19 protein-coding genes and 1 tRNA gene are annotated in these 18116 nt (G+C 64.1%); 8 read left to right on the top strand and 12 right to left on the bottom strand.

Annotated features, from left to right (window positions below):
• Nucleotides 1-127: 127 nt before the first annotated feature.
• The 4 genes from nagZ to VWZ87_RS08110 all read left to right on the top strand — a co-directional run bounded on the left by nagZ (nt 128) and on the right by VWZ87_RS08110 (nt 2889).
• Complete coding sequence (nagZ, locus tag VWZ87_RS08125; protein WP_416535892.1) at nt 128-1132, top strand: beta-N-acetylhexosaminidase; 1005 nt, start codon at nt 128-130, stop codon at nt 1130-1132.
• Complete coding sequence (locus VWZ87_RS08120; RefSeq protein ID WP_416535891.1) at nt 1125-1916, top strand: segregation and condensation protein A; 792 nt, start codon at nt 1125-1127, stop codon at nt 1914-1916. The genes nagZ and VWZ87_RS08120 overlap by 8 nt, the downstream gene beginning before the upstream one ends.
• Nucleotides 1916-2578 (top strand): SMC-Scp complex subunit ScpB, encoded by a 663-nt coding sequence (scpB, locus tag VWZ87_RS08115; RefSeq protein ID WP_340545185.1) that lies wholly within the window; start codon nt 1916-1918, stop codon nt 2576-2578. Before VWZ87_RS08120 ends, scpB begins: the two co-directional genes overlap by 1 nt.
• Nucleotides 2579-2682: 104 nt before the next feature.
• Complete coding sequence (locus tag VWZ87_RS08110; RefSeq protein ID WP_340545186.1) at nt 2683-2889, top strand: hypothetical protein; 207 nt, start codon at nt 2683-2685, stop codon at nt 2887-2889.
• A gap of 24 nt (nt 2890-2913) precedes the next feature.
• Here VWZ87_RS08110 and VWZ87_RS08105 read toward each other — a convergent pair whose 3' ends face one another.
• The 8 genes from VWZ87_RS08105 to VWZ87_RS08070 all read right to left on the bottom strand — a co-directional run bounded on the left by VWZ87_RS08105 (nt 2914) and on the right by VWZ87_RS08070 (nt 11142).
• Nucleotides 2914-4032 carry a 2'-deoxycytidine 5'-triphosphate deaminase gene (locus VWZ87_RS08105; protein ID WP_340545187.1) on the bottom strand — a complete coding sequence of 373 codons (1119 nt, stop codon included), beginning with the start codon at nt 4030-4032 and terminating at the stop codon, nt 2914-2916.
• Nucleotides 4033-4143: 111 nt separating this feature from the next.
• Nucleotides 4144-4220 (bottom strand) — tRNA-Pro (locus VWZ87_RS08100).
• 89 nt (nt 4221-4309) lie between these two features.
• Complete coding sequence (locus VWZ87_RS08095; RefSeq protein ID WP_416535890.1) at nt 4310-7567, bottom strand: MerR family transcriptional regulator; 3258 nt, start codon at nt 7565-7567, stop codon at nt 4310-4312.
• A gap of 29 nt (nt 7568-7596) precedes the next feature.
• Nucleotides 7597-7899, bottom strand: coding sequence for an integration host factor subunit alpha (ihfA, locus tag VWZ87_RS08090; RefSeq protein WP_008207184.1), 303 nt, complete (start codon nt 7897-7899; stop codon nt 7597-7599).
• Between the two features lie 119 nt (nt 7900-8018).
• Nucleotides 8019-8990 (bottom strand): beta-ketoacyl-ACP synthase III, encoded by a 972-nt coding sequence (locus VWZ87_RS08085; protein ID WP_416535889.1) that lies wholly within the window; start codon nt 8988-8990, stop codon nt 8019-8021.
• Nucleotides 8991-9005: 15 nt separating this feature from the next.
• Nucleotides 9006-10130 (bottom strand): phosphate acyltransferase PlsX, encoded by a 1125-nt coding sequence (plsX, locus tag VWZ87_RS08080; RefSeq protein ID WP_340545190.1) that lies wholly within the window; start codon nt 10128-10130, stop codon nt 9006-9008.
• A gap of 40 nt (nt 10131-10170) precedes the next feature.
• A complete protein-coding gene (rpmF, locus tag VWZ87_RS08075; RefSeq protein ID WP_014874239.1) occupies nt 10171-10377 on the bottom strand; it encodes a 50S ribosomal protein L32 in 207 nt (68 codons plus the stop codon).
• A 219-nt stretch (nt 10378-10596) separates the two neighbouring features.
• Nucleotides 10597-11142 (bottom strand): YceD family protein, encoded by a 546-nt coding sequence (locus VWZ87_RS08070; RefSeq protein ID WP_340545191.1) that lies wholly within the window; start codon nt 11140-11142, stop codon nt 10597-10599.
• A gap of 87 nt (nt 11143-11229) precedes the next feature.
• On the opposite strand from VWZ87_RS08070, the gene VWZ87_RS08065 reads away from it, so the two are divergent.
• The 3 genes from VWZ87_RS08065 to VWZ87_RS08055 all read left to right on the top strand — a co-directional run bounded on the left by VWZ87_RS08065 (nt 11230) and on the right by VWZ87_RS08055 (nt 14509).
• Nucleotides 11230-11697, top strand: a complete 468-nt coding sequence (locus VWZ87_RS08065) for an outer membrane protein assembly factor BamE (protein WP_340545192.1) — start codon at nt 11230-11232, stop codon at nt 11695-11697.
• Nucleotides 11698-11837: 140 nt separating this feature from the next.
• Nucleotides 11838-12659 carry a GNAT family N-acetyltransferase gene (locus tag VWZ87_RS08060; protein ID WP_416535888.1) on the top strand — a complete coding sequence of 274 codons (822 nt, stop codon included), beginning with the start codon at nt 11838-11840 and terminating at the stop codon, nt 12657-12659.
• A gap of 65 nt (nt 12660-12724) precedes the next feature.
• Nucleotides 12725-14509 (top strand): ABC-F family ATP-binding cassette domain-containing protein, encoded by a 1785-nt coding sequence (locus tag VWZ87_RS08055; protein ID WP_416535939.1) that lies wholly within the window; start codon nt 12725-12727, stop codon nt 14507-14509.
• 167 nt (nt 14510-14676) lie between these two features.
• Here VWZ87_RS08055 and VWZ87_RS08050 read toward each other — a convergent pair whose 3' ends face one another.
• The 4 genes from VWZ87_RS08050 to VWZ87_RS08035 all read right to left on the bottom strand — a co-directional run bounded on the left by VWZ87_RS08050 (nt 14677) and on the right by VWZ87_RS08035 (nt 17643).
• Nucleotides 14677-15231, bottom strand: a complete 555-nt coding sequence (locus VWZ87_RS08050; protein WP_416535887.1) for a sugar O-acetyltransferase — start codon at nt 15229-15231, stop codon at nt 14677-14679.
• Nucleotides 15228-15713: a GFA family protein gene (locus tag VWZ87_RS08045; protein WP_416535886.1), complete on the bottom strand. Its 486-nt coding sequence runs from the start codon at nt 15711-15713 to the stop codon at nt 15228-15230. The genes VWZ87_RS08050 and VWZ87_RS08045 overlap by 4 nt, the downstream gene beginning before the upstream one ends.
• A gap of 157 nt (nt 15714-15870) precedes the next feature.
• Nucleotides 15871-16626, bottom strand: a complete 756-nt coding sequence (locus VWZ87_RS08040; RefSeq protein ID WP_416535885.1) for an SDR family NAD(P)-dependent oxidoreductase — start codon at nt 16624-16626, stop codon at nt 15871-15873.
• A 72-nt stretch (nt 16627-16698) separates the two neighbouring features.
• On the bottom strand, nt 16699-17643 hold the full coding sequence (locus tag VWZ87_RS08035) for a GNAT family N-acetyltransferase (protein WP_416535884.1): 945 nt from the start codon (nt 17641-17643) through the stop codon (nt 16699-16701).
• A 45-nt stretch (nt 17644-17688) separates the two neighbouring features.
• Here VWZ87_RS08035 and VWZ87_RS08030 point away from each other — a divergent pair, with 45 nt between their 5' ends.
• Nucleotides 17689-17826 (top strand): hypothetical protein, encoded by a 138-nt coding sequence (locus VWZ87_RS08030; RefSeq protein WP_340545198.1) that lies wholly within the window; start codon nt 17689-17691, stop codon nt 17824-17826.
• Nucleotides 17827-18116 lie beyond the last annotated feature (290 nt).

Raw genomic sequence — 18116 nt, 5'->3', positions numbered from 1 at the left:
CTCCGCGCCCGGCTCCAGCCGGGCGTTTGTCGTTTTCCATCCGGCAAACTGCTGCCAGTTTGACCCATCCGGCCATGGCGCCGCCCCCGACACTGGTGTATCAGCGCCCCAGCACAAGAGGATCGCAATGCGTTACGGAGCCACAATTCTAGATGCCGAAGGTCTGCGTCTCAGCGCCGCCGAAAAGGCGCTGTTCGCCCGCGCCAATCCCTTTGGCTTCATCCTGTTTGCCCGCAATATCGACAGCGCCGAGCAGACCCGCGCGCTCTGTGATGAACTGCGCCAGGCGGTTGGCCGCAACTGTCTGATCACCATAGATCAGGAGGGCGGCCGCGTGCAGCGCCTGCGCCCGCCGCTGGCACGCCAGTGGCGGCCCGCGCTGGATCACGCGGCGGCTGCCGGGGCAGGGGCGGATCGCGCCATGTATCTGCGCGCCCGCCTGATCGCGGAGGAGCTGCGCGGGCTGGGCATCGACAGCAACTGCGCACCGCTGGCCGATGTGGCCGGTCCCGATACCCACCCGTTTCTCCAGAACCGCTGTTACGGCAGCGATCTGGCGGCGGTGGTGCGCCGCGCCCGCGCCACCGCCGACGGCCTGCTGGATGGCGGCGTCGTGCCGGTGGTGAAACATATCCCCGGCCATGGCCGCGCGACGCTGGACAGCCACAAGGACCTGCCCCGCATCAGCGCGCCGCTGGATCAGCTGACCGGCTCGGATTTTGCCGCCTTTGCCGCGCTGAATGACCTGCCGATGGGGATGACCGCCCATCTGGTCTATGAGGCGCTGGACAGCCGCCCCGCCACCCTGTCGCCCCGCGTCATGCAGATGATCCGCACCGACATTGGTTTTGACGGGCTGATCATGAGCGATGACATCTCGATGAAGGCGCTGAGCGGCACACCGCAGGATATCGCGTGCGACACGCTGGCGGCAGGCTGCGATGTGGTCCTGTTCTGCAACGCCCCGCTGGATGAGCGCGCCGCCGTGGCGGAGGCTTCGGGCCAGATGAGCGTGGCTGCACAGGCCCGCGCCGAACAGGCCGAGGCCGCCCGCCGCGCTCCGGCCCCGCTTGACATAACCGCGGCCGAGGCCGAACTATCAGCCCTCATGGGCGGACAGGTATATGGCTGACACTTTGTTTGACGACGACGCGACCAGCGTCGAGGAGCGGCTCGCGGCCGAAGCATTGATCGTGGACGTTGACGGCTACGAGGGGCCGCTGGACGTGCTCTTGTCGCTCTCGCGCACGCAAAAGGTCGACCTGCGCCGCATTTCGGTGCTGGAACTGGCGCGCCAATACCTCAGTTTCGTGGAAAAGGCCCATGAGCTGCGTATCGAACTGGCCGCCGATTATCTGGTCATGGCGGCCTGGCTTGCCTATCTGAAATCCCGCCTGCTGCTGCCGCCCGACCCGACGGAGGACGGCCCCTCCGGTGAGGAACTGGCGGCGCATCTGGCCTTCCAGCTGGAGCGGCTTCAGGCCATGCGCGACAGCGCGGCGCGGCTGATGGCGCGCGATCAGCTGGGCCGCAACTTCTTTGCCCGTGGTCAGAGTGAGGATGTGACCCGCATCCGCACCGTCAGCTATTCGGCCAATCTCCTGGACCTGATGCAGGCCTATGCCCGGATCCGCACCCGCGATGATTTCCGCCCCTTCGTGCTGGACCGCGAGGCGATCTTTACCATGGAGGCGGCGCTGGAACGGATGCGCCACCTGATCGGCTACACCGGCAGCTGGACCGATATGCTGACCTATCTGCCCGATGGCTGGCACTCCGACCCGATGAAACGCCGCTCCGCCACCGCCTCCACCTTTGCCGCCTCGCTGCAACTGGTGAAAGAAGGCCGGCTGGAGCTGCGACAGAGCGAGACCTATGCGCCCATTCAGCTGCGCATTCGTGACAAGGATACCTGATGGACGACCACAGCCAGAACACTGTTGCGGAGGAAACCCAAACCCTCTTCGACGCGCCCCCCATGGCCGAACAGGAGCGCATGGTTGAAGCGGTGCTCTTTGCCAGCGCCGAACCGGTGACGGTGCGCGATCTTGAGGCGCGGATGCCGCATGGCTGCGAACCGGGCACCGCGCTGGAGCACCTGCGCAAACGCTACGACGGGCGCGGCGTCAATATCGTGCGCGTCGGCGATGCCTGGGCGCTGCGCACCGCCTCTGACCTTGGCTTTCTGATGCAGAAGGAAACGGTCGAAACCCGCAAACTCTCACGCGCGGCCATCGAAACCCTTGCGATCATTGCCTATCACCAGCCGGTCACCCGCGCCGAAATCGAAGAGGTGCGCGGCGTGTCGGTGTCGCGCGGCACCATCGACCAGCTGCTGGAAATGGACTGGATCCGCCTTGGCCGCCGCAAGATGACACCGGGCCGCCCGGTGACCTTTGTGGTGACGCCCACGTTCCTCGATCACTTCGGGTTGGAAAGCGCCCGTGACCTGCCCGGCCTCAAGGAGCTGCGCGCCGCAGGTCTGCTGGAAAACCGCCCGCCACCGGGCAGCCTGCCTCTGGGCGGGCGCGGCGACAGCGACGAGGTCGAGGAACAGCCGGAACTCTTTGGCGACTGAGGGCAGGCCGCCGCGCCGCAAAAGGGCCGCAAACCTCTGCGATACTGCCGGTGCACGCGGTGAGATCCGCGTGCAACAGATGCCAGGGCCAAGGAGTGACGCAGATGAGCATAGACCGGTTGATCAACATGATCCTGCGCCGTCTTGTGGGCCGCGCGGTCAATGCAGGCGTCAACGCCGGGATCAGGGCAATCGCCAAGCGCGACAAGGGGCAGGGCACGGAAAAATCCGCGCGCCCGCTGCCACAGGACAAGGCAACCGCCCAGAAGGCGCGCCTGACCGGGCGCAATACCCGACCCCCACGGTTCTAGGCTCAGGCTCCCCCAGTCAGGGCGTCAGCCCTTGGTTTGGGGTTTGAAATGCTTTGATAGCTTCAGCCCCTGACCCTGATAGTTCGATGCGATATCAACGCCATAGAGCTGTTCGGGGACTTCCGACATCTTCTCGTAAACCAGCCGCCCCACGACCTGCCCGTGCTCCAGCACAAAGGGCGCATCATGGCAGCGCACTTCCAGAACGCCACGCGATCCGGCCCCGCCAGCGGCAGCATAGCCAAAACCGGGATCAAAGAAGCCCGCGTAATGCACCCGGAATTCGCCCACCATCGCCAGATAGGGCGCCATTTCGGCAGCATAATCCGGCGGGATGGCAATCGCCTCGCGGCTCACCAGAATGTAGAACGCACCGGGATCCAGAATGATCTGCCCCTTGGTGGTGCGGACCTCTTCCCAGTACTCCGCCGGATCGTAATGGCCGAGCTTTGACAGATCGACCACACCGGTGTGATGTTTGGCGCGGTATCCCACCAGATCGCCCCGCTCAGGCCGAAGATCGACGGAGAAGCCCAGACCGTCGGAGATCACCGGTGTTCCCGACACAATCGGCGTCGCCTCATGCACCGCGCGCAGCTCCGCATCACTGAGGAATGTGCGCCCCTGACGAAAGATGATCTGCGTCAGCAGCTGCCCCGGCTGCACCACCACAGAGAAACTCTGCGGGCAGATTTCCGCATAAAGCGGCCCGTCATAGCCATCGGTGACCCGGTCGAACTCAACCCCCTGATCGGTGATCACCCGCGTCATCACATCCAGCCGTCCGATAGAAGATTTGGCGCTGGCCGCCGCCGTCATTCCCTCGGGCAGACGGATCCGCTCCATCAGCGGCACCACATAGACGCAGCCCTTTTCCAGCACCGCACCACCGGTCAGCGCCACCCGGTGCATGGTCAGATCCTCCAGCCGGTCGGCGACCGTGCGCCCCAGACCGGGCAGAAAGGAGGCCCGCACCCGATAGGCACAATCGCTCAGCCGCAGATCAAGGCTGGCGGGTTGGATCTGGTCATTCAGTATCGGAGAAGAAGCGGAAATCGCAGCCTCGGTGATCATCTGGCGGATTTGGCGATCCGACAGCACGCCCTGTGCCGCTCCGCTCACGAGCCGTGGTTCTGATGTCATCCCGATCCTCCCAACGCTTTATTATCAATACCTTGCACGAAAGGCAGATACAAAAACACCCACCCCAGAAAGGGGCGGGCGTTTTTTAGCCCCTTGCGAGGCGGGGTATTTTGGTCGGGCTAGCAGGACTCGAACCTGCGACCTTCCGTCCCCCAGACGGACGCGCTACCAGGCTGCGCTATAGCCCGTTGCGCTGGTTTCTACCCGTTTTTCCGGCAGGGGCAAGCGAAAAAACCAGATTATTTCGCCGCCTCTGCAAGATTAATGTGACGCGACCCTAGGCAGCGCCCCGATGCGCCCGCAATGCTTCGGCACAGGCGCGGGCCTGTCCGACATGATCCGCAGGCAGCTGCGCAATCCCCGCAAGCCGCGACAGCGCGCCGGAGGTCTGCGCAGCGCGCGGCTCCGCCTCATCGGGGATATCAATCACCAGCGGTCGAAGCTCCGGCGCCGCAGCCTCGGCGGGATCGTCGGCGGTAGGGGTGTCAGCGGCAGATGTATCAGCGGCGGGCAGGTCCGCTTCGGCCACATCGGCTGCGGGGAGATCGGATTCGACAAATTCCTGCCCAGCCGGGGCGGAAATCGGCGCGGCAGGCTCTGCCGGTTCATCCAGCGCCGGCGCCGTCTCCGTGACCTCTGCGACCTCGGTAACCTCGGCCATCGCCTCCTGGTCCGGCGTTGCCGCATCCACAGGCTCTGCGAGCGGCGCGGTCTGCGCCAGCTCTTCAGGCTCTGCCAATTCGGTTGCCGCGCCCAGTTCGACAGGGGCGGTCAATTCGCTCGGCGGGCTCAGTTCGCCCGTGGCAGCCAGATCGGAGCCACCCGCGGGCATCGCAGCCGCATCCTCGTCATGTGGCTCAGGCACGATAGGCTCAACCGCGCCTTCGGTCACTTCGGATACCGGGTCAGCGGTGGCCAGTTCCGTGGCCTCCGCTTCGGGATGCTCCGGCGCGGCAGCCGCAAATCCTGCGTCCTCAAGTCCCGCAAGGTCAGGTTCCGGCAGCGCGGCATCCTCCTGCACCGGCGTGGTCAACAGATCCTCATCAACCGCAGGCGCAGCCAAGACCGGATCGCTGACAATGCCCGCGTCCAGCTGCGGATCCTCCAGGGCAACCGGAGCCGCAACCTCAACCTCGGCCGCAACCTCAGCCAGATCTGGCAGCTCTTCCGGCCCCGCCTCCAGTGCCGCCACAGCCTCAAGATCGGCACGATCGGCAACCGGGTCAGGCATATCCAGCACGTCAGCCGGAGGCGCGGCCGCGTCCGGCGTCTCCGCCGCATCGGCAAAGGCCAGCGGCACATCCTCGGGCGAGGGGGCCTCATTGTCGTCGGGCAGATGATCACCCGCTGCGTCGGTCAGCAGATCGCTGCCCGCCAGTTCGCCCGCCATCAGATCGCCATCTGCCAGCGCGTCATCTGACACATCGCCACCAGCGAAAAAGTCGGTTGTCGCTACCGGCTCGGCAGCCTCCTGTGCGACATCGGCCTCAGGATCGGACAGCGGCTGCACTGTGACCTCTGGCACGGCCTCCGCCGCAGGCGCGTCCGGCGGCATATCGCCAAGTGCGGGATCGCTGTCCAGCGCCTCAACCACGGGTGCCGGGCTGTCGCCCTGATCAAACACCACGGGATCTTGCGCATCCGTCTCGGCGGGGGTCTCGGCCATCGGCGCATCAGAGTCGGCAGCAAATACATCCGCGCCAGCACCGGCAGGGGCTTCGGCCTCATCGGCGGCAGGCGCCATTGCCATGGAAACCGGCGTTTCCACCTCGGGCGAGGCAAGCTCCTCATCCCCCCAGGGAGAGAGATTCGGTGCCTCGGCCTCGATTGATGCGTCTTCCGCAGTCTCTTCCACGACCTCCGGGATGAGCTCAGGCTCAGGCTCGACCTCAGGCTCAGGTGCGAGGAGCGGCGCGGGCTCAGCCTCGGCTATCAGCTCCACCGGCGCGACCGTTGTCACCGGCTCGCCCGGTTCTGCCATCAGCGCAGCGCTGTCAGACATGGCGCTATCAGACATGGTGCTGTCAGGCGCATATGGCGCAGGCGCGGCGCTGTCATCTGCGCCCGCATCTGTGTCCAGAGCCATGGCAACCGGGCTGTCCGCTGGACCCTCAACCGGACTCTCAACCGGCATCTCGATTGTCGCCTCCAGCGCCGGATCCGCTGACGGTTCGGCAAGCCTGTTCCCTTCCGGCGCCACCGGCGGGAGTGCCGCAGCCTCGGCGACCTCCACGGTGCCGGGGTCTTGCGACTCCGGCGTCTCCGGCCAGAGCTGCGCCTGCTCCTGCTCCGGCGCATCCGCCACAGCCTCGACAGGCGCATCCAGCAGCGCATCGTCTTCCTCACCAAGCGGCAGGCCCGGTTGGGTCAGCTCCGCTGCAACATCGGATGGCGCCGCCGGGGGCAGGTCCGCGATCGCGTCGGCGGTATCCGCCGGCACGGAAACGTCGGGTGTCTGCGGCATGGCCGCGTCCATCATCGGCGGGAGGTCATCCGCAGGACCTTCTGCCTGTGGCGCGCTCTCGGGGGCGTCGGCCATGACATGCAGATCGCTGGTGGGTTCGGCGGCGGCAGGGATGGCGGTTTCGCTGACCGGTGCGGCAGGCGGGTGGACCGAACCGGTCTGCGCGACAGCCGCGTCAATCGGATCCATCGGCGCCATGGCAGGCTCCGCCGCAAGCGGCGCTGTCGGAGCGGGTGCAGCTGCGGCGGGTGGAACATCCGCCAGTGGGGCAATTGGTGCCGCGCCCTGAGGCTGCGCTGGCGTCAGGGGGGCGGCGCCGGTTTCGGGCTGCGCCGGGACAGGGCCAGCATCGGAAGGCTGCGCCACGGCGGTGGTGTCGAAGGCGGCAGCCTCAACCGGACCGGCATCCACCGGTGAGGTTGCTGCGGATCCGACCACTGGCGCGGGCGGGCCACCTGCGGTGGGCGCTGCGGGCATTACGGGCGCAACAGGCGCGGCGGAAGCAGGGGCCATTGGCGCCGCGGCAGGAGTGGTCGCAGCGGAGGCGACAGGCGCGGTGACAGGCGCGGTTACAGGCGCAGTGGCGGGCACGTCCGTAGCAGGCATCTCAACAGCGGGGGCGGCTGCCGCCTCTGGCGTCTGCGCGGTTGCAGGCTCGGGCGCATGCGCCTCGGCGTCGGAGAAAAGATCACCCCCGGACGGCTCCGCGCTGGCGGGTTCCTCCTGCGCCTCTGCGACCGTGGCCTCAATTGTGTCCGCCTCGACCGCGTCCGCCTCAACTGTGTCGGCATCTATCGGGGCGCCACCGCCCATCGCGGCGACATGGACCGGGCCATGTTCGCGCAACAGCGCCTGCACATCCTTGATGGACAGCCCCTTGTCGTGGAGCAAGTATTTGATGCTACTGATCAATTCCACATCGGCAGGACGATAGTACCGGCGTCCGCCTGCGCGTTTGACCGGTTTGATCTGGGTGAATTTGCTTTCCCAGAAACGCAAGACATGCGCCTGGATCCCCAGCCACTCCGCAACTTCGCTGATGGTGCGGAAGGCGTCTGGTGATTTTGACATCGCGTGGTGTGTCCCGTGGTTACTGACCGTTATTTACGGTTCCCGTCTGCCACCCGGTCCTTCATCAGATGCGATGGTCGAAAGGTCAAAACCCGGCGAGGCTGAATGGGCACCTCTTCGCCGGTCTTCGGGTTGCGGCCAACGCGGGCGGATTTATCGCGCACGCTGAATGTCCCGAAGGAAGAAATTTTGACCTGTTCCCCACGGACCAGGGCGTCAGACATATGCTGAAGCATGCTTTCCACCAGCTGCGCGCTTTCGTTGCGCGACAGGCCAACCTCGCGGAAGACCGCTTCACTCAAATCCATTCGTGTTAGTGTTTTTTCGCCCATGACTATCCCCGCTGTTTGGCAAAGCATAGGGCGGGGGGAATTTCCCTGTCAATATCAATGAATTGCATCGCGGAGTTCCGCCCGTAAAATCGCGCCGCTTCTCGGGCTGGCTTTGCCGCTTACCAGCGCAGGACAACCGATCCCCAGGCCAGACCGCCGCCGATGGCTTCGGTGACGACCAGATCGCCCTGTTTGATCTGGCCGCGTTCCTTGCCCACTGACAGCGCCAGCGGGATCGAGGCAGCCGAGGTATTGCCGTGGTCTTGCACGGTGACCACCACCTTTTCCATCGGCAGGCCCATCTTCTTGGCGGTGCCCTGGATGATGCGGATATTGGCCTGATGGGGCACGATCCAATCGACATCGGCGGCGGTCAGGCCGGCGCGCTCCAGCGCGGTATTGGCAGTGGAGGCCAGTTTCTCGACCGCATGGCGGAACACCTGATTGCCCTGCATCCGCAGATGGCCGGTGTTCTGGGTGGAAACGCCGCCATCCACATAAAGCAGATCCTTGTAGCGGCCGTCGGAATTGAGGTCGGTGGCCAGAATACCACGGTCGGCACTGGTGCCTGCGCCGTCCTGCGCCTCCAGAACCAGCGCACCGGCACCATCGCCGAACAGCACACAGGTGGAGCGGTCGCTCCAGTCCATGATCTTGCTGAAGGTCTCGGCCCCGATCACCAGCACCTTCTCGGCCTGCCCGGAGGCCACCAGCGCATTGGCGTTGCTCAGCGCATAGACAAACCCGGCGCAGACCGCCTGCACGTCAAAGGCAAAGCCACGGGTCATGCCCAGCTGGGCCTGCACCATGGTGGCGGCAGAGGGGAAGGTGAGATCGGCGGTCGATGTGGCCACCACGATGGCGTCGATATCATCCGCGGTCAGCCCGGCATCACCCAGCGCCTTTTCGGCGGCCTTGGTGGCCATGAAGGAGGTGGTCTCGCCGTCGGCGGCGAAATGGCGGCGCTCAATCCCGGAGCGGCTGCGAATCCATTCGTCCGACGTATCCAGCGTGGCTTCGAATTCCGCGTTCTCGACCACGCGTTCAGGGAGATAATGCCCGGTCCCGACAATTACTGCGCGTCGCGTCATTCTGATGCCTGCCTTTTAGTCTTTTTTGGTGGGCGCCTGGTCGGTTTTGGTCTCGTCCATTTGCGCTGGTTTATCTTGGGTAAGCGCCACAGAGGATGCAACCCGTGCGGCGAGTTTTTCTGCAAACCCCTGCTGGGCAAGACGGAAGGCCAGCTTCACCGCCGCCGAGACACCGGTGGCATCCGCGCCACCATGGGATTTCACCACGGTGCCATTGAGACCAAGGAAAACACCGCCATTGACCCGGCGCGGGTCCATGCGCTTGGACAGCCGCTTGAGCGAGGTCATCGCCAGCAGCGCCGCAATCCTGGACAGGAACGAATATTCAAAGGCTTCCCGCAGGGCGACACGCATCAGGCTGGCAGTGCCCTCGCCGGTCTTGATCGCGACATTGCCGGTGAACCCGTCAGTGACGATCACATCGGCGACATCGCCGGGGATATCGCTGCCCTCGACAAAACCGACAAAGTCAAACCCCCCTGTTTCGGAATGATCCGAGATCAGCCCATAGGCTTCTTTCAGGTCGGCATGTCCCTTGTGCTCTTCGGTGCCGACATTCAGCAGGCCCACGCGGGGGCGGGGAATGTCCATCGAATTGCGCACATAAGAGGTGCCCATCATGGCGTATTGCAGCAGATCCTGCGCGTCGGCGCGCACATCGGCGCCAACATCGAGCATCACGTTGAAGCCCTGCGGATTGCGCGACGGCCAGAGAATCGCAATGGCCGGGCGGTTCACACCGGGCAGCTTGCGCAGCCGCAGCATCGACAGCGCCATCAGCGCGCCGGTATTGCCACAGGAGACCGCACCGGCGGCTTCACCCTCCTTGACCGACTCCAGCGTCGACCACATCGACGTGCCCTTGCCGTGGCGCATCACCTGAGAGGGCTTGTCCTCCATGGTGACCACATCGCGGGCATCGCGGAATTCCACCCGGCCGTCGAGAATACGCTTCTTGGCGACCAGCGGCGTCAGCTGTTCTTCGGGACCATGCAGGATGAACCCCAGATCGGGGTTCTTTTCGGCGGACATGGCAATGCCGGCCACCACAACTGCGGGGCCGGCATCTCCGCCCATGGCGTCAACCGAAATAACTATGCGGCCGGCATTCTTCTGCATCTGATCGGGTTTACCCGCCATGAAAATGCCTGCCTGACATTAAGTCTGGTGCAGACGCGGCTTAGGCCGCGTCTTCGTCCATGTCGATCTCGTCAGCGGCTGCGACGATTTCTTTCTCGTCGTAGTGGCCGCAGGAGGGGCATACGTGGTGCGGACGCTTCAGTTCGCCACAGTTGCCGCATTCGTTCGGGTTTGCAGCAACCAGTGCATCGTGCGCGCGGCGGTTGTTGCGACGCGACTTGGATACTTTGTTCTGTTGGACAGCCATGTCTCAACCTTTGTCACTTGGGGCCTTGGGGCTGTCCCCGCGGCGCGTTTCACATTCAATGTTTCGATCGGTCTGCCGTGCGTTTAGGCCTCAGCCTTGCCGATGTCCAACCAAAATTCCGATGAGCGCGCGAAAATACTGCGAATTGACGCTGGCGCAAGTGGTTTTTTGGCCGGTCAGCGCATGAACACCAATCGGAATCGTCTGGCCGCTCTCTTTTCAGTCTTCGCGGCTGCCGTCAAGCTGATCACGCAGCGCGGCCAGCCCGGCAAAGGGCTTTGTGTCCTCGTCGCGCATCGGGGCAACACCCGGTTCGGCGTGCACTGATTCTCCGAGCGAGACGCCGTCTTTACGGGGGTATTGCGGCAGCGCCAGCGCCAGCGCTTCGACCATCACCTCATGCGGGGAGATATGGCTGCCCAGCGGTTCGCTGGTGTCATCCTCGGGCATCTCCACCTCTTCCTCGCTGTCGGGATGCACCATCCCGGCGATAAAGCTGCGGCGCACCTTCTGATCAATGCGGGTGGTCACCGGATCCAGTGTCACCACGCAGGGCTGCACCACGGTGGCGCCCAGATCCGCAACCAGTTCCCAGTCACGTTTGCCCAGAGCGCGGATCTCTCCGGCAAAGCGCAGTTTGCGCAGATCGTCGACGCCCAGCTCCTGCGCGAGGGCGGTCAAACCAGCGGCGTCGGGGCGCAGTTCGAACGAGGTTGCGCGGTTTTGCGGCAGGTCAGCGACCCGAAAAGCGGTGCTCTCAGACATTTGGGGGACTTTCGTTTCTTGAACCGGAGGCTTGGTTTAGGTAATCCGGTTCAAAGGCGTATTCAAGCCGGGGGGCAAGAGAGTAGCATGGCATCCAAACGTATGAGGTCGCTGAAGGCGGCGACAAGGGTCACGGTTCTCTTGGTAGCGGGGCTCGCGGTTGGCGCCTGTTCCATGTACCGCAAGCACGGATATGTCCCCAGCGAAGAGCTGCTGTCAGAGGTGGTTGTCGGCGTTGATACCAAGGACAGCGTTGCTGAAACCATTGGGGTTCCGGCGGCAGAGGGCGTGCTGACCGATGGCGGCTACTACTATGTTTCCACCCTGATGCGCCGCCGCGGACCTTCGGCCAGCAAGCCGGTCTCGCGGGAGCTGGTTGCGATCAATTTCAACGATCAGGGCGTGGTCACGGGGATCGAACGCTACGGGCTGGAGCAGGGCCGGGTGATTCCCCTACAACGCCGCGTGACCAGCTCCAACGTGCAGGACAAGACCTTCCTGCGTCAGCTGCTGGGTAGCCTCGGCAACTTTGGTCCCGGTGGGCTGATCGAATGATGCGGCGGGTCTGATCGGCCTGCATATCGAATTCTGAGAAAGCCATCCCGATCCGGGGTGGCTTTCGTCGTTTGGTTGATAGGTGATCCATGCTAGGCAGGCCTCAGGCTGCGGTGCCTGTGGTCGCTGGAAGAGCTGCGTTGCGTGATCTGTTGCCCCTTGTGAAGATGTCCCCTGCAAAGGTCGCGCCGCGGCCGCTGCTGTGTCGTGGCCGCTATCGGGTCCGGCTGATTGATGGCGCCGGGCAGGTGGCCGGTGATGGCGGTGATCTGCAACGGGCGCGGGCGTTGCGAAGCCTGTGTTTCGGCCGCAGCAGGCTCGACGCAGAACCGCTGGACCTGCGCTGCCGCCATATGCTGATCGAGGATCAGGCGAGCGATGTTCTGGTCTGTTGTTTTCGCCTTCTGCTGCTGCCAGATGGCACGCATATGGCCCAGAGCTATGCCGCGCAAAGCTATGATCTGAATGTGTTTTCTGCCCGTCGTGGCCCGTTGCTGGAGCTGGGGCGGTTTTGTATCCATCCTGATTGGCAGGACGCCGATATCCTGCGGCTGGCCTGGGGGGCGCTGACGGCTTTTGTCGATGATCACAGGGTCGAGCTGCTGTTTGGCTGCTCGTCCTTTCAGGGTGTTGATCCGGCGCCCTATGGGCAGGCCCTTACCCTGCTGCTGGCCCGTCATCAGGCACCGACCGGGCAGGGGGTGGGGGTGCGGGCGGCGCAGGTGCTGCCCCTTGCGGCACTGGATCTGCCGCCCCTGGATGGCAAGGCTGCGCAGCAGCAGATGCCGCCCCTGTTGCGCACCTATCTGATGATGGGCGGCTGGGTCAGTGACCATGCCGTGATCGACCGCGAGCTTGGCACGCTGCATCTGTTTACGGCGGTGGAAATCGCCACCATTCCCGCAGCGCGCAAACGTCTGCTGCGCGCCATTGTCACCGGCGTTGACCATCCGCTGCGCTGACAGCCGTTGACCTGCCCCGCGCCCCGGTTTAGCTGGCTCACATGGCACGTATTCCTCTTTTACAGATGTCCGGCATCTCCCTCACCTTTGGGGGCGATCCGGTGTTCGCGGATCTTGATCTGGTGGTGCAACCCGGCGACCGGGTGGCGCTGGTCGGGCGTAACGGATCGGGCAAATCCACCCTGATGAAGGTGATGGCCGGTCTGGTCGAGGCCGACACCGGCTCGCTGGTGGTGCCGCCGGGCAAATCCGTCGGCTATATGGAGCAGGACCCGCAGATGACCGGGTTTGCCACGCTGGGCGATTTTGCCAGTTCCGAACTGGATCCGGGCGAGATGTACAAGGTAGAGCGGGCAGGCGAGGGGCTGAAGTTTGATCCCGCCCGCCCTGTGGCGACGGCCTCCGGTGGCGAAAAACGCCGCGCGGCGCTGGCCAAGCTGATGGCTGAGGCACCCGATCTGATGCTCTTGGACGAGCCGACCAACCATCTGGATATCGAGGCGATCACCTGGCTTGAGACTGAGCTGAAATCGACCCGCGCCGCCTTTGTTCTGATTTCGCACGACCGGGCGTTTCTGCGCGCCCTGACCCGCGCGACGCTTTGGGTGGACCGAGGGCAGGTGCGCCGTCAGGAAAAGGGATTTGATGCCTTTGAAGCCTGGCGCGACAAGATCTGGGAAGAAGAAGACCAGCAGCGGCATAAGCTGAACCGGCTGATCAAATCCGAAAGCCGCTGGGCGGTAGAGGGCATCTCCGCCCGCCGCAAACGCAATATGGGCCGGGTGCGCGCGCTTCAGGATCTGAAGGCGGAGCGGTCCAGCCAGATCAAGCGGCAAGGCACGGCTGAGCTGGCGCTGGACGCGGGCCCGAAATCGGGCCGCAAAGTGATCGAGGCCGAAGGGCTGACGAAATCCTACGGTGACAAGGCAATTGTGCGGGACTTCTCGCTGAAGGTGCAGCGCGGCGATCGCGTTGCCTTTGTCGGGCCGAATGGGGCAGGTAAGACTACGCTCCTGAAGATGCTGCTGGGGCTGGAACAGCCCGATGAGGGCCATGTGCAGATGGGCACCAATCTGGAGCTGGCGCTGTTTGATCAGACCCGTGACCAGCTGGACGGCAATGCCAGTCTCTGGGAAAACCTGACCTCGGATCCGCTTCTGGGGATTTCTGGCAAGGCGGATCAGGTGATGGTCCGGGGGCAGCCGAAACATGTGGTCGGCTATCTGAAGGAATTCCTGTTCGACGAGGCGCAGGCCCGCGCGCCGGTGCGGTCCCTGTCCGGCGGCGAGAAGGCGCGGCTTTTGCTGGCGCGGTTGATGGCGCGGCAGAGCAACCTGCTGGTGCTGGACGAACCGACCAATGATCTGGATGTCGAAACACTGGATCTGTTGCAGGAACTTTTGGACAGCTACGATGGCACGGTTCTGCTGGTGAGCCACGACCGGGATTTTCTGGACCGGGTGGCCACCACCACCATCGCCATGGAAGGCGGCGGGGCCACGGCCTATGCTGGCGGCTGGAGTGACTATCTGGCCCAGCGTGCCCCGGTCGAAGGTGCCGCAGAGAAAGCTGAGAAAGCCAAGGCTGCCAAGCCGAAACCCAAACAGGAAGCGCGGCCCAAGGAGGGTCTGAGCTTTAAGGAAAAACACCGACTGGAAGCGCTGCCCGGAGAGATCGAGCGGCTGGAGGCGGAGATCGCCAAATTGCAGCAGCTGATGGCCGATCCCGAGCTATTCACCCGTGAACCGGTGAAGTTCCAGAAGGCTACCGATGCGCTGGTGGAGCGGCAGGAGAAACTCTCTGCCGCTGAGGAAGAATGGCTGGAGCTGGAAGAGAAATCCGCAGGCTGAAGCCCCTCTGATTTTTCGGTAAGCAGGGCTGACCCAATGTTTCGCACGCGAAACATTGGGTCAAATACGCTGCCGTAGTTGTTTGTAAAATATAAATTTTTCCTGATTGAAGCCTAAGGCGGCGCGCGGCTGCTACGCAACAGATCCGAGTTTTGACCCTGCGGATTCTAGCGAGGGAGCGCCCGCGCCGGATTGCCGACAACCGTCACCCCGGCCTCCACATCCCTTGTCACCACCGCACCAGCGCCGACGATGGCGCCATCGCCGATGCTGACGCCGGGCAGGATGATCGCGCCGCCGCCGATCCAGACATCGCACCCCAGCGTGACCGGATGGGCGATTTCCAACCCCTTGGCGCGCAAGGCTTTATCCTTATGGTGCTGGGCGCAGTAGATCTGCACATTCGGCCCCAGCATGGAGCGGTCCCCAATGCACACCGGCGCGGTATCAAGGATGGTGCAGCCCGCGTTCAGATAGACCTGATGCCCGAGGGTGATATTGACCCCGTAGGCGCAGTGAAACGGCGCCTCGATCAGGCAATTCTGCCCATGACCGGCAAAGAGGGCTGCCAGCGACGGGCTGAGGCTTTCGCCGGGATCAGGGGGGCGGTGATTGTGCTGATGCACTGCCAAGCGGGCCTGATGACGCAACGCGGAGAGTTCGCTGTCCAGGCAACAGTACCAGTCGCCCGCCTGCATCTTTTGTCGTTCGGATCTGCTCATGCCGGGTCCGTTCCGGGCGAGGGCGGTGTGATGGTTCGGGTGTAGTCATCCATCAGATCCGCCAGCTCCTTTGCCGTGGTGGGGAAGCGGGCATAGCTGTGGAGGGCCGGAACCTGCGCCCATGGCTGTTTTTCCTCGGTCATGACTTCGACAAAGGGGGTGAACCAAGTCAGATCATCCAGCAGGGAGGCCCGCAGGTTGACCCGTTTTGGTGCGGCCTTCAGGCGGGAGAGGACAAAGCTGAGGCAGGTCGGGCAGTAATAATGCTTGCGCTCTTCGCTGTGTTTTCCGCCGAGCACCAGCTCTCCCGTGGCGGTGACCGCCTCTGCCGGAAACATGACGGTCAGGGAATAGGCGCTGGCGGCAAGTTTCTGACAATCGCGGCAGTGGCAGGCCAGCGTCAGCAGGGGGAAGGCGGTGACATGCAGCTGGACAGCACCGCAGAGACAGGCGCCGGTCAGCGGCAGGTTGGGCTGGGTCATGGATCTGCTCCCCCTCGGCAAGGTTGTGCGACAGGCTAGCGGAGAATCCGGGGGCTGTCGCTTGTCAATTCCGTATTGCGCCGACAGGGGGAGCGGTGCCTCAAAGGGTGGTCTGCCCCTTGAGGTCTTGGTTTCGATACGGGTAACCGAGAGCGCCTCAGCGCATCCGCAGCGCGCCGTCGAGGCGGATCACCTCGCCATTGAGATAACCCATCTCGACGATGAACCCGGCCAGACGGCCATATTCGGCAGGGTCGCCAAGCCGGGCCGGGTTGGGCACATCGGCGGCGAGCTGCTGCTGCACCTCTTCCGGCAGGCCCGCCAGCATCGGGGTCATGAAGATGCCCGGCGCGATGGTCATCACCCGCACGCCCGAAGAGGCCAGATCACGGGCCATCGGCAGGCACATGCCCACAACGCCGCCTTTGGAGGCGGCATAGGCAGCCTGGCCTTTTTGGCCGTCAAAGGCCGCGATTGACGCGGTGTTGATGATGACACCCCGGCCACCGTCTGCCTCAGCCTCGCATTTGGCGATTTCCACCGCAGCGAGCCGGGCGACGTTGAAGGTGCCGACAAGGTTGATGTCGATGGTGCGCTGATAGGCATCCAGAGGGTGCGCGCCATCGCGGCCCACGGTCTTGATGCCAAGGGCGATGCCTGCGCAGTTCACACAGACGTTGATCTTGCCCATTTTCTCGCTGGCAAGCGCCATGGCGGCGGCAACCGACTCTTCGCTGGTGACATCGGTCTGGGTAAAATGCCCGCCGATTTCGGAGGCAACGGCGGCGCCGCGTTCGGCGTCACGATCCAGGAGCGTGACTTGGGCACCTTGGGCGGCGAAATGACGGGCGGTGGCCTCACCAAGGCCAGAGGCGCCGCCGGTGATGACGGCGGCGGTTTGCGACAGTTTCATGAGCAGGGCTCCTCCCGGGGGTCTGTGATATCGGGTTCATATCTGAACGTGTGTTCAGATAATCACGTCCCCCTAGCAGTGTCCAGAGAGCCCGGGGTTCATCAGCCGTTTGTCGAGCGCGGCCAAGGGGCGCAGCAGGCGACCCAGCGGCGGCCAATAGGCCCAGGTGCCGCCCAGCTGGTGCAGCCGTGCGCCGGTGCCCAGCTTGAACCGGGCCAGACCGGCGGCGTCTTCGGTGTTGATCACCCCAAGGTCGAGCTGTTCGCAGCCCTGTTTGGCGAGCCAGGACATCGCCTCCCACATCAGCAGGTTATGGGCGGACAGCGCCTTGCCGCGATCGGTGGTATGGCCGATGTGATAGGTGGCGCCACGCCCATGGCAGAGCACCAGCACGGCGGCGACGATCTCCTTGCCGTCATGGGCCTCGAAAATCTTGGCCATCCCCTTGTTCTCGCGGGCATAGGCCAGGGTCAGATCCACTGGCCAGTTGCGATAGCCGCGGCTGGATTGCTGCGCGGCATCAGCAGCAAAGATCCAGTGCGCCGGGGTCTGGGGCAGGGATTGTCGGGTGATGCGCAGCCCCTGCTGTTCGCCATGGACCAGCCGGTTGCGCCATTTCTGATGCAGCGCCGCGCGGCGCTGATCCGGGTCACCGGTGAGGTCGAGCAAACCGACATGCGCCGGGCTGACCAGCGCCACCGCGCCGTGGCGGGCGAGGGCGGGGGTCGGCGTTTCTGGCGACAGGATGACGGGCGTGCGGCGCAGGCCGTTTTCCTGCAATTGTTCCAGCAGTCGCAACGGCTTGTCGATGCGGGCGCGGTTGACCATGGCCACGTTGATGCGGCCCCAGAGCTTGCGGCGCATGACGACGGTGCCTTTCATCTGGTTCAGCACCAGAGGGTCCTTGCCCGTCGCCTGAAGCGCGCGGGCAAATTCCGCCGATTGCGGTAGGGCAGAGATGGTTTCGTCGCGGAGAATGGGGCGGGGCATGACATCTGCTGGTGTGAAATCGAACATGGCGCCATTAACCGCAGCGAAACCTAAATGATGGTTAATGAAGATATGAAAAATGCGAATAAAATTCGAAATCATTCCGCACCGGCTCCGCGGGTCACCAAAGCTGCGGCTCTTCTGGTGGCTCTGGCGCTGTCGCTGCCGGTTGGGCTGGTGCTGATGCTGCTGGATCTCTGGGTGCTGTGAAGCCTTTTGTTTTAGCCCGGGATCCGAGGGCAGGGTCGTGGCAGCAGCTCCGGTGCACGGCGGTGATGCCCTGTCGTGATGCGCTGCCGCGCCGCGCCTTCGCGCGGCGCCCCGCCCAACGGGAACACCCCATCCGGGATGGGGGATGACGGGCGGGAGCCTTTTGCGGAGGTTCCCGCAACGCCTCGGCCCTGGGCTGGCAATGGCGCTGCGGCTGGTCTGATCTTCGGGATCGAAAAAGGGGCCACAGCGGCCCCTTTTTTTGATTGCTGTCGGTTGGTCCGGCCCGT

Origin of the sequence: Phaeobacter sp. JH20_37 (assembly GCF_048056015.1) — a bacterium.
Classification (GTDB): Bacteria; Pseudomonadota; Alphaproteobacteria; order Rhodobacterales; family Rhodobacteraceae; genus Phaeobacter; species Phaeobacter bryozoorum.
The sequence above is the reverse complement of the archived record's forward strand: the minus strand, read 5'-3'. Positions and strand labels throughout refer to the sequence as shown.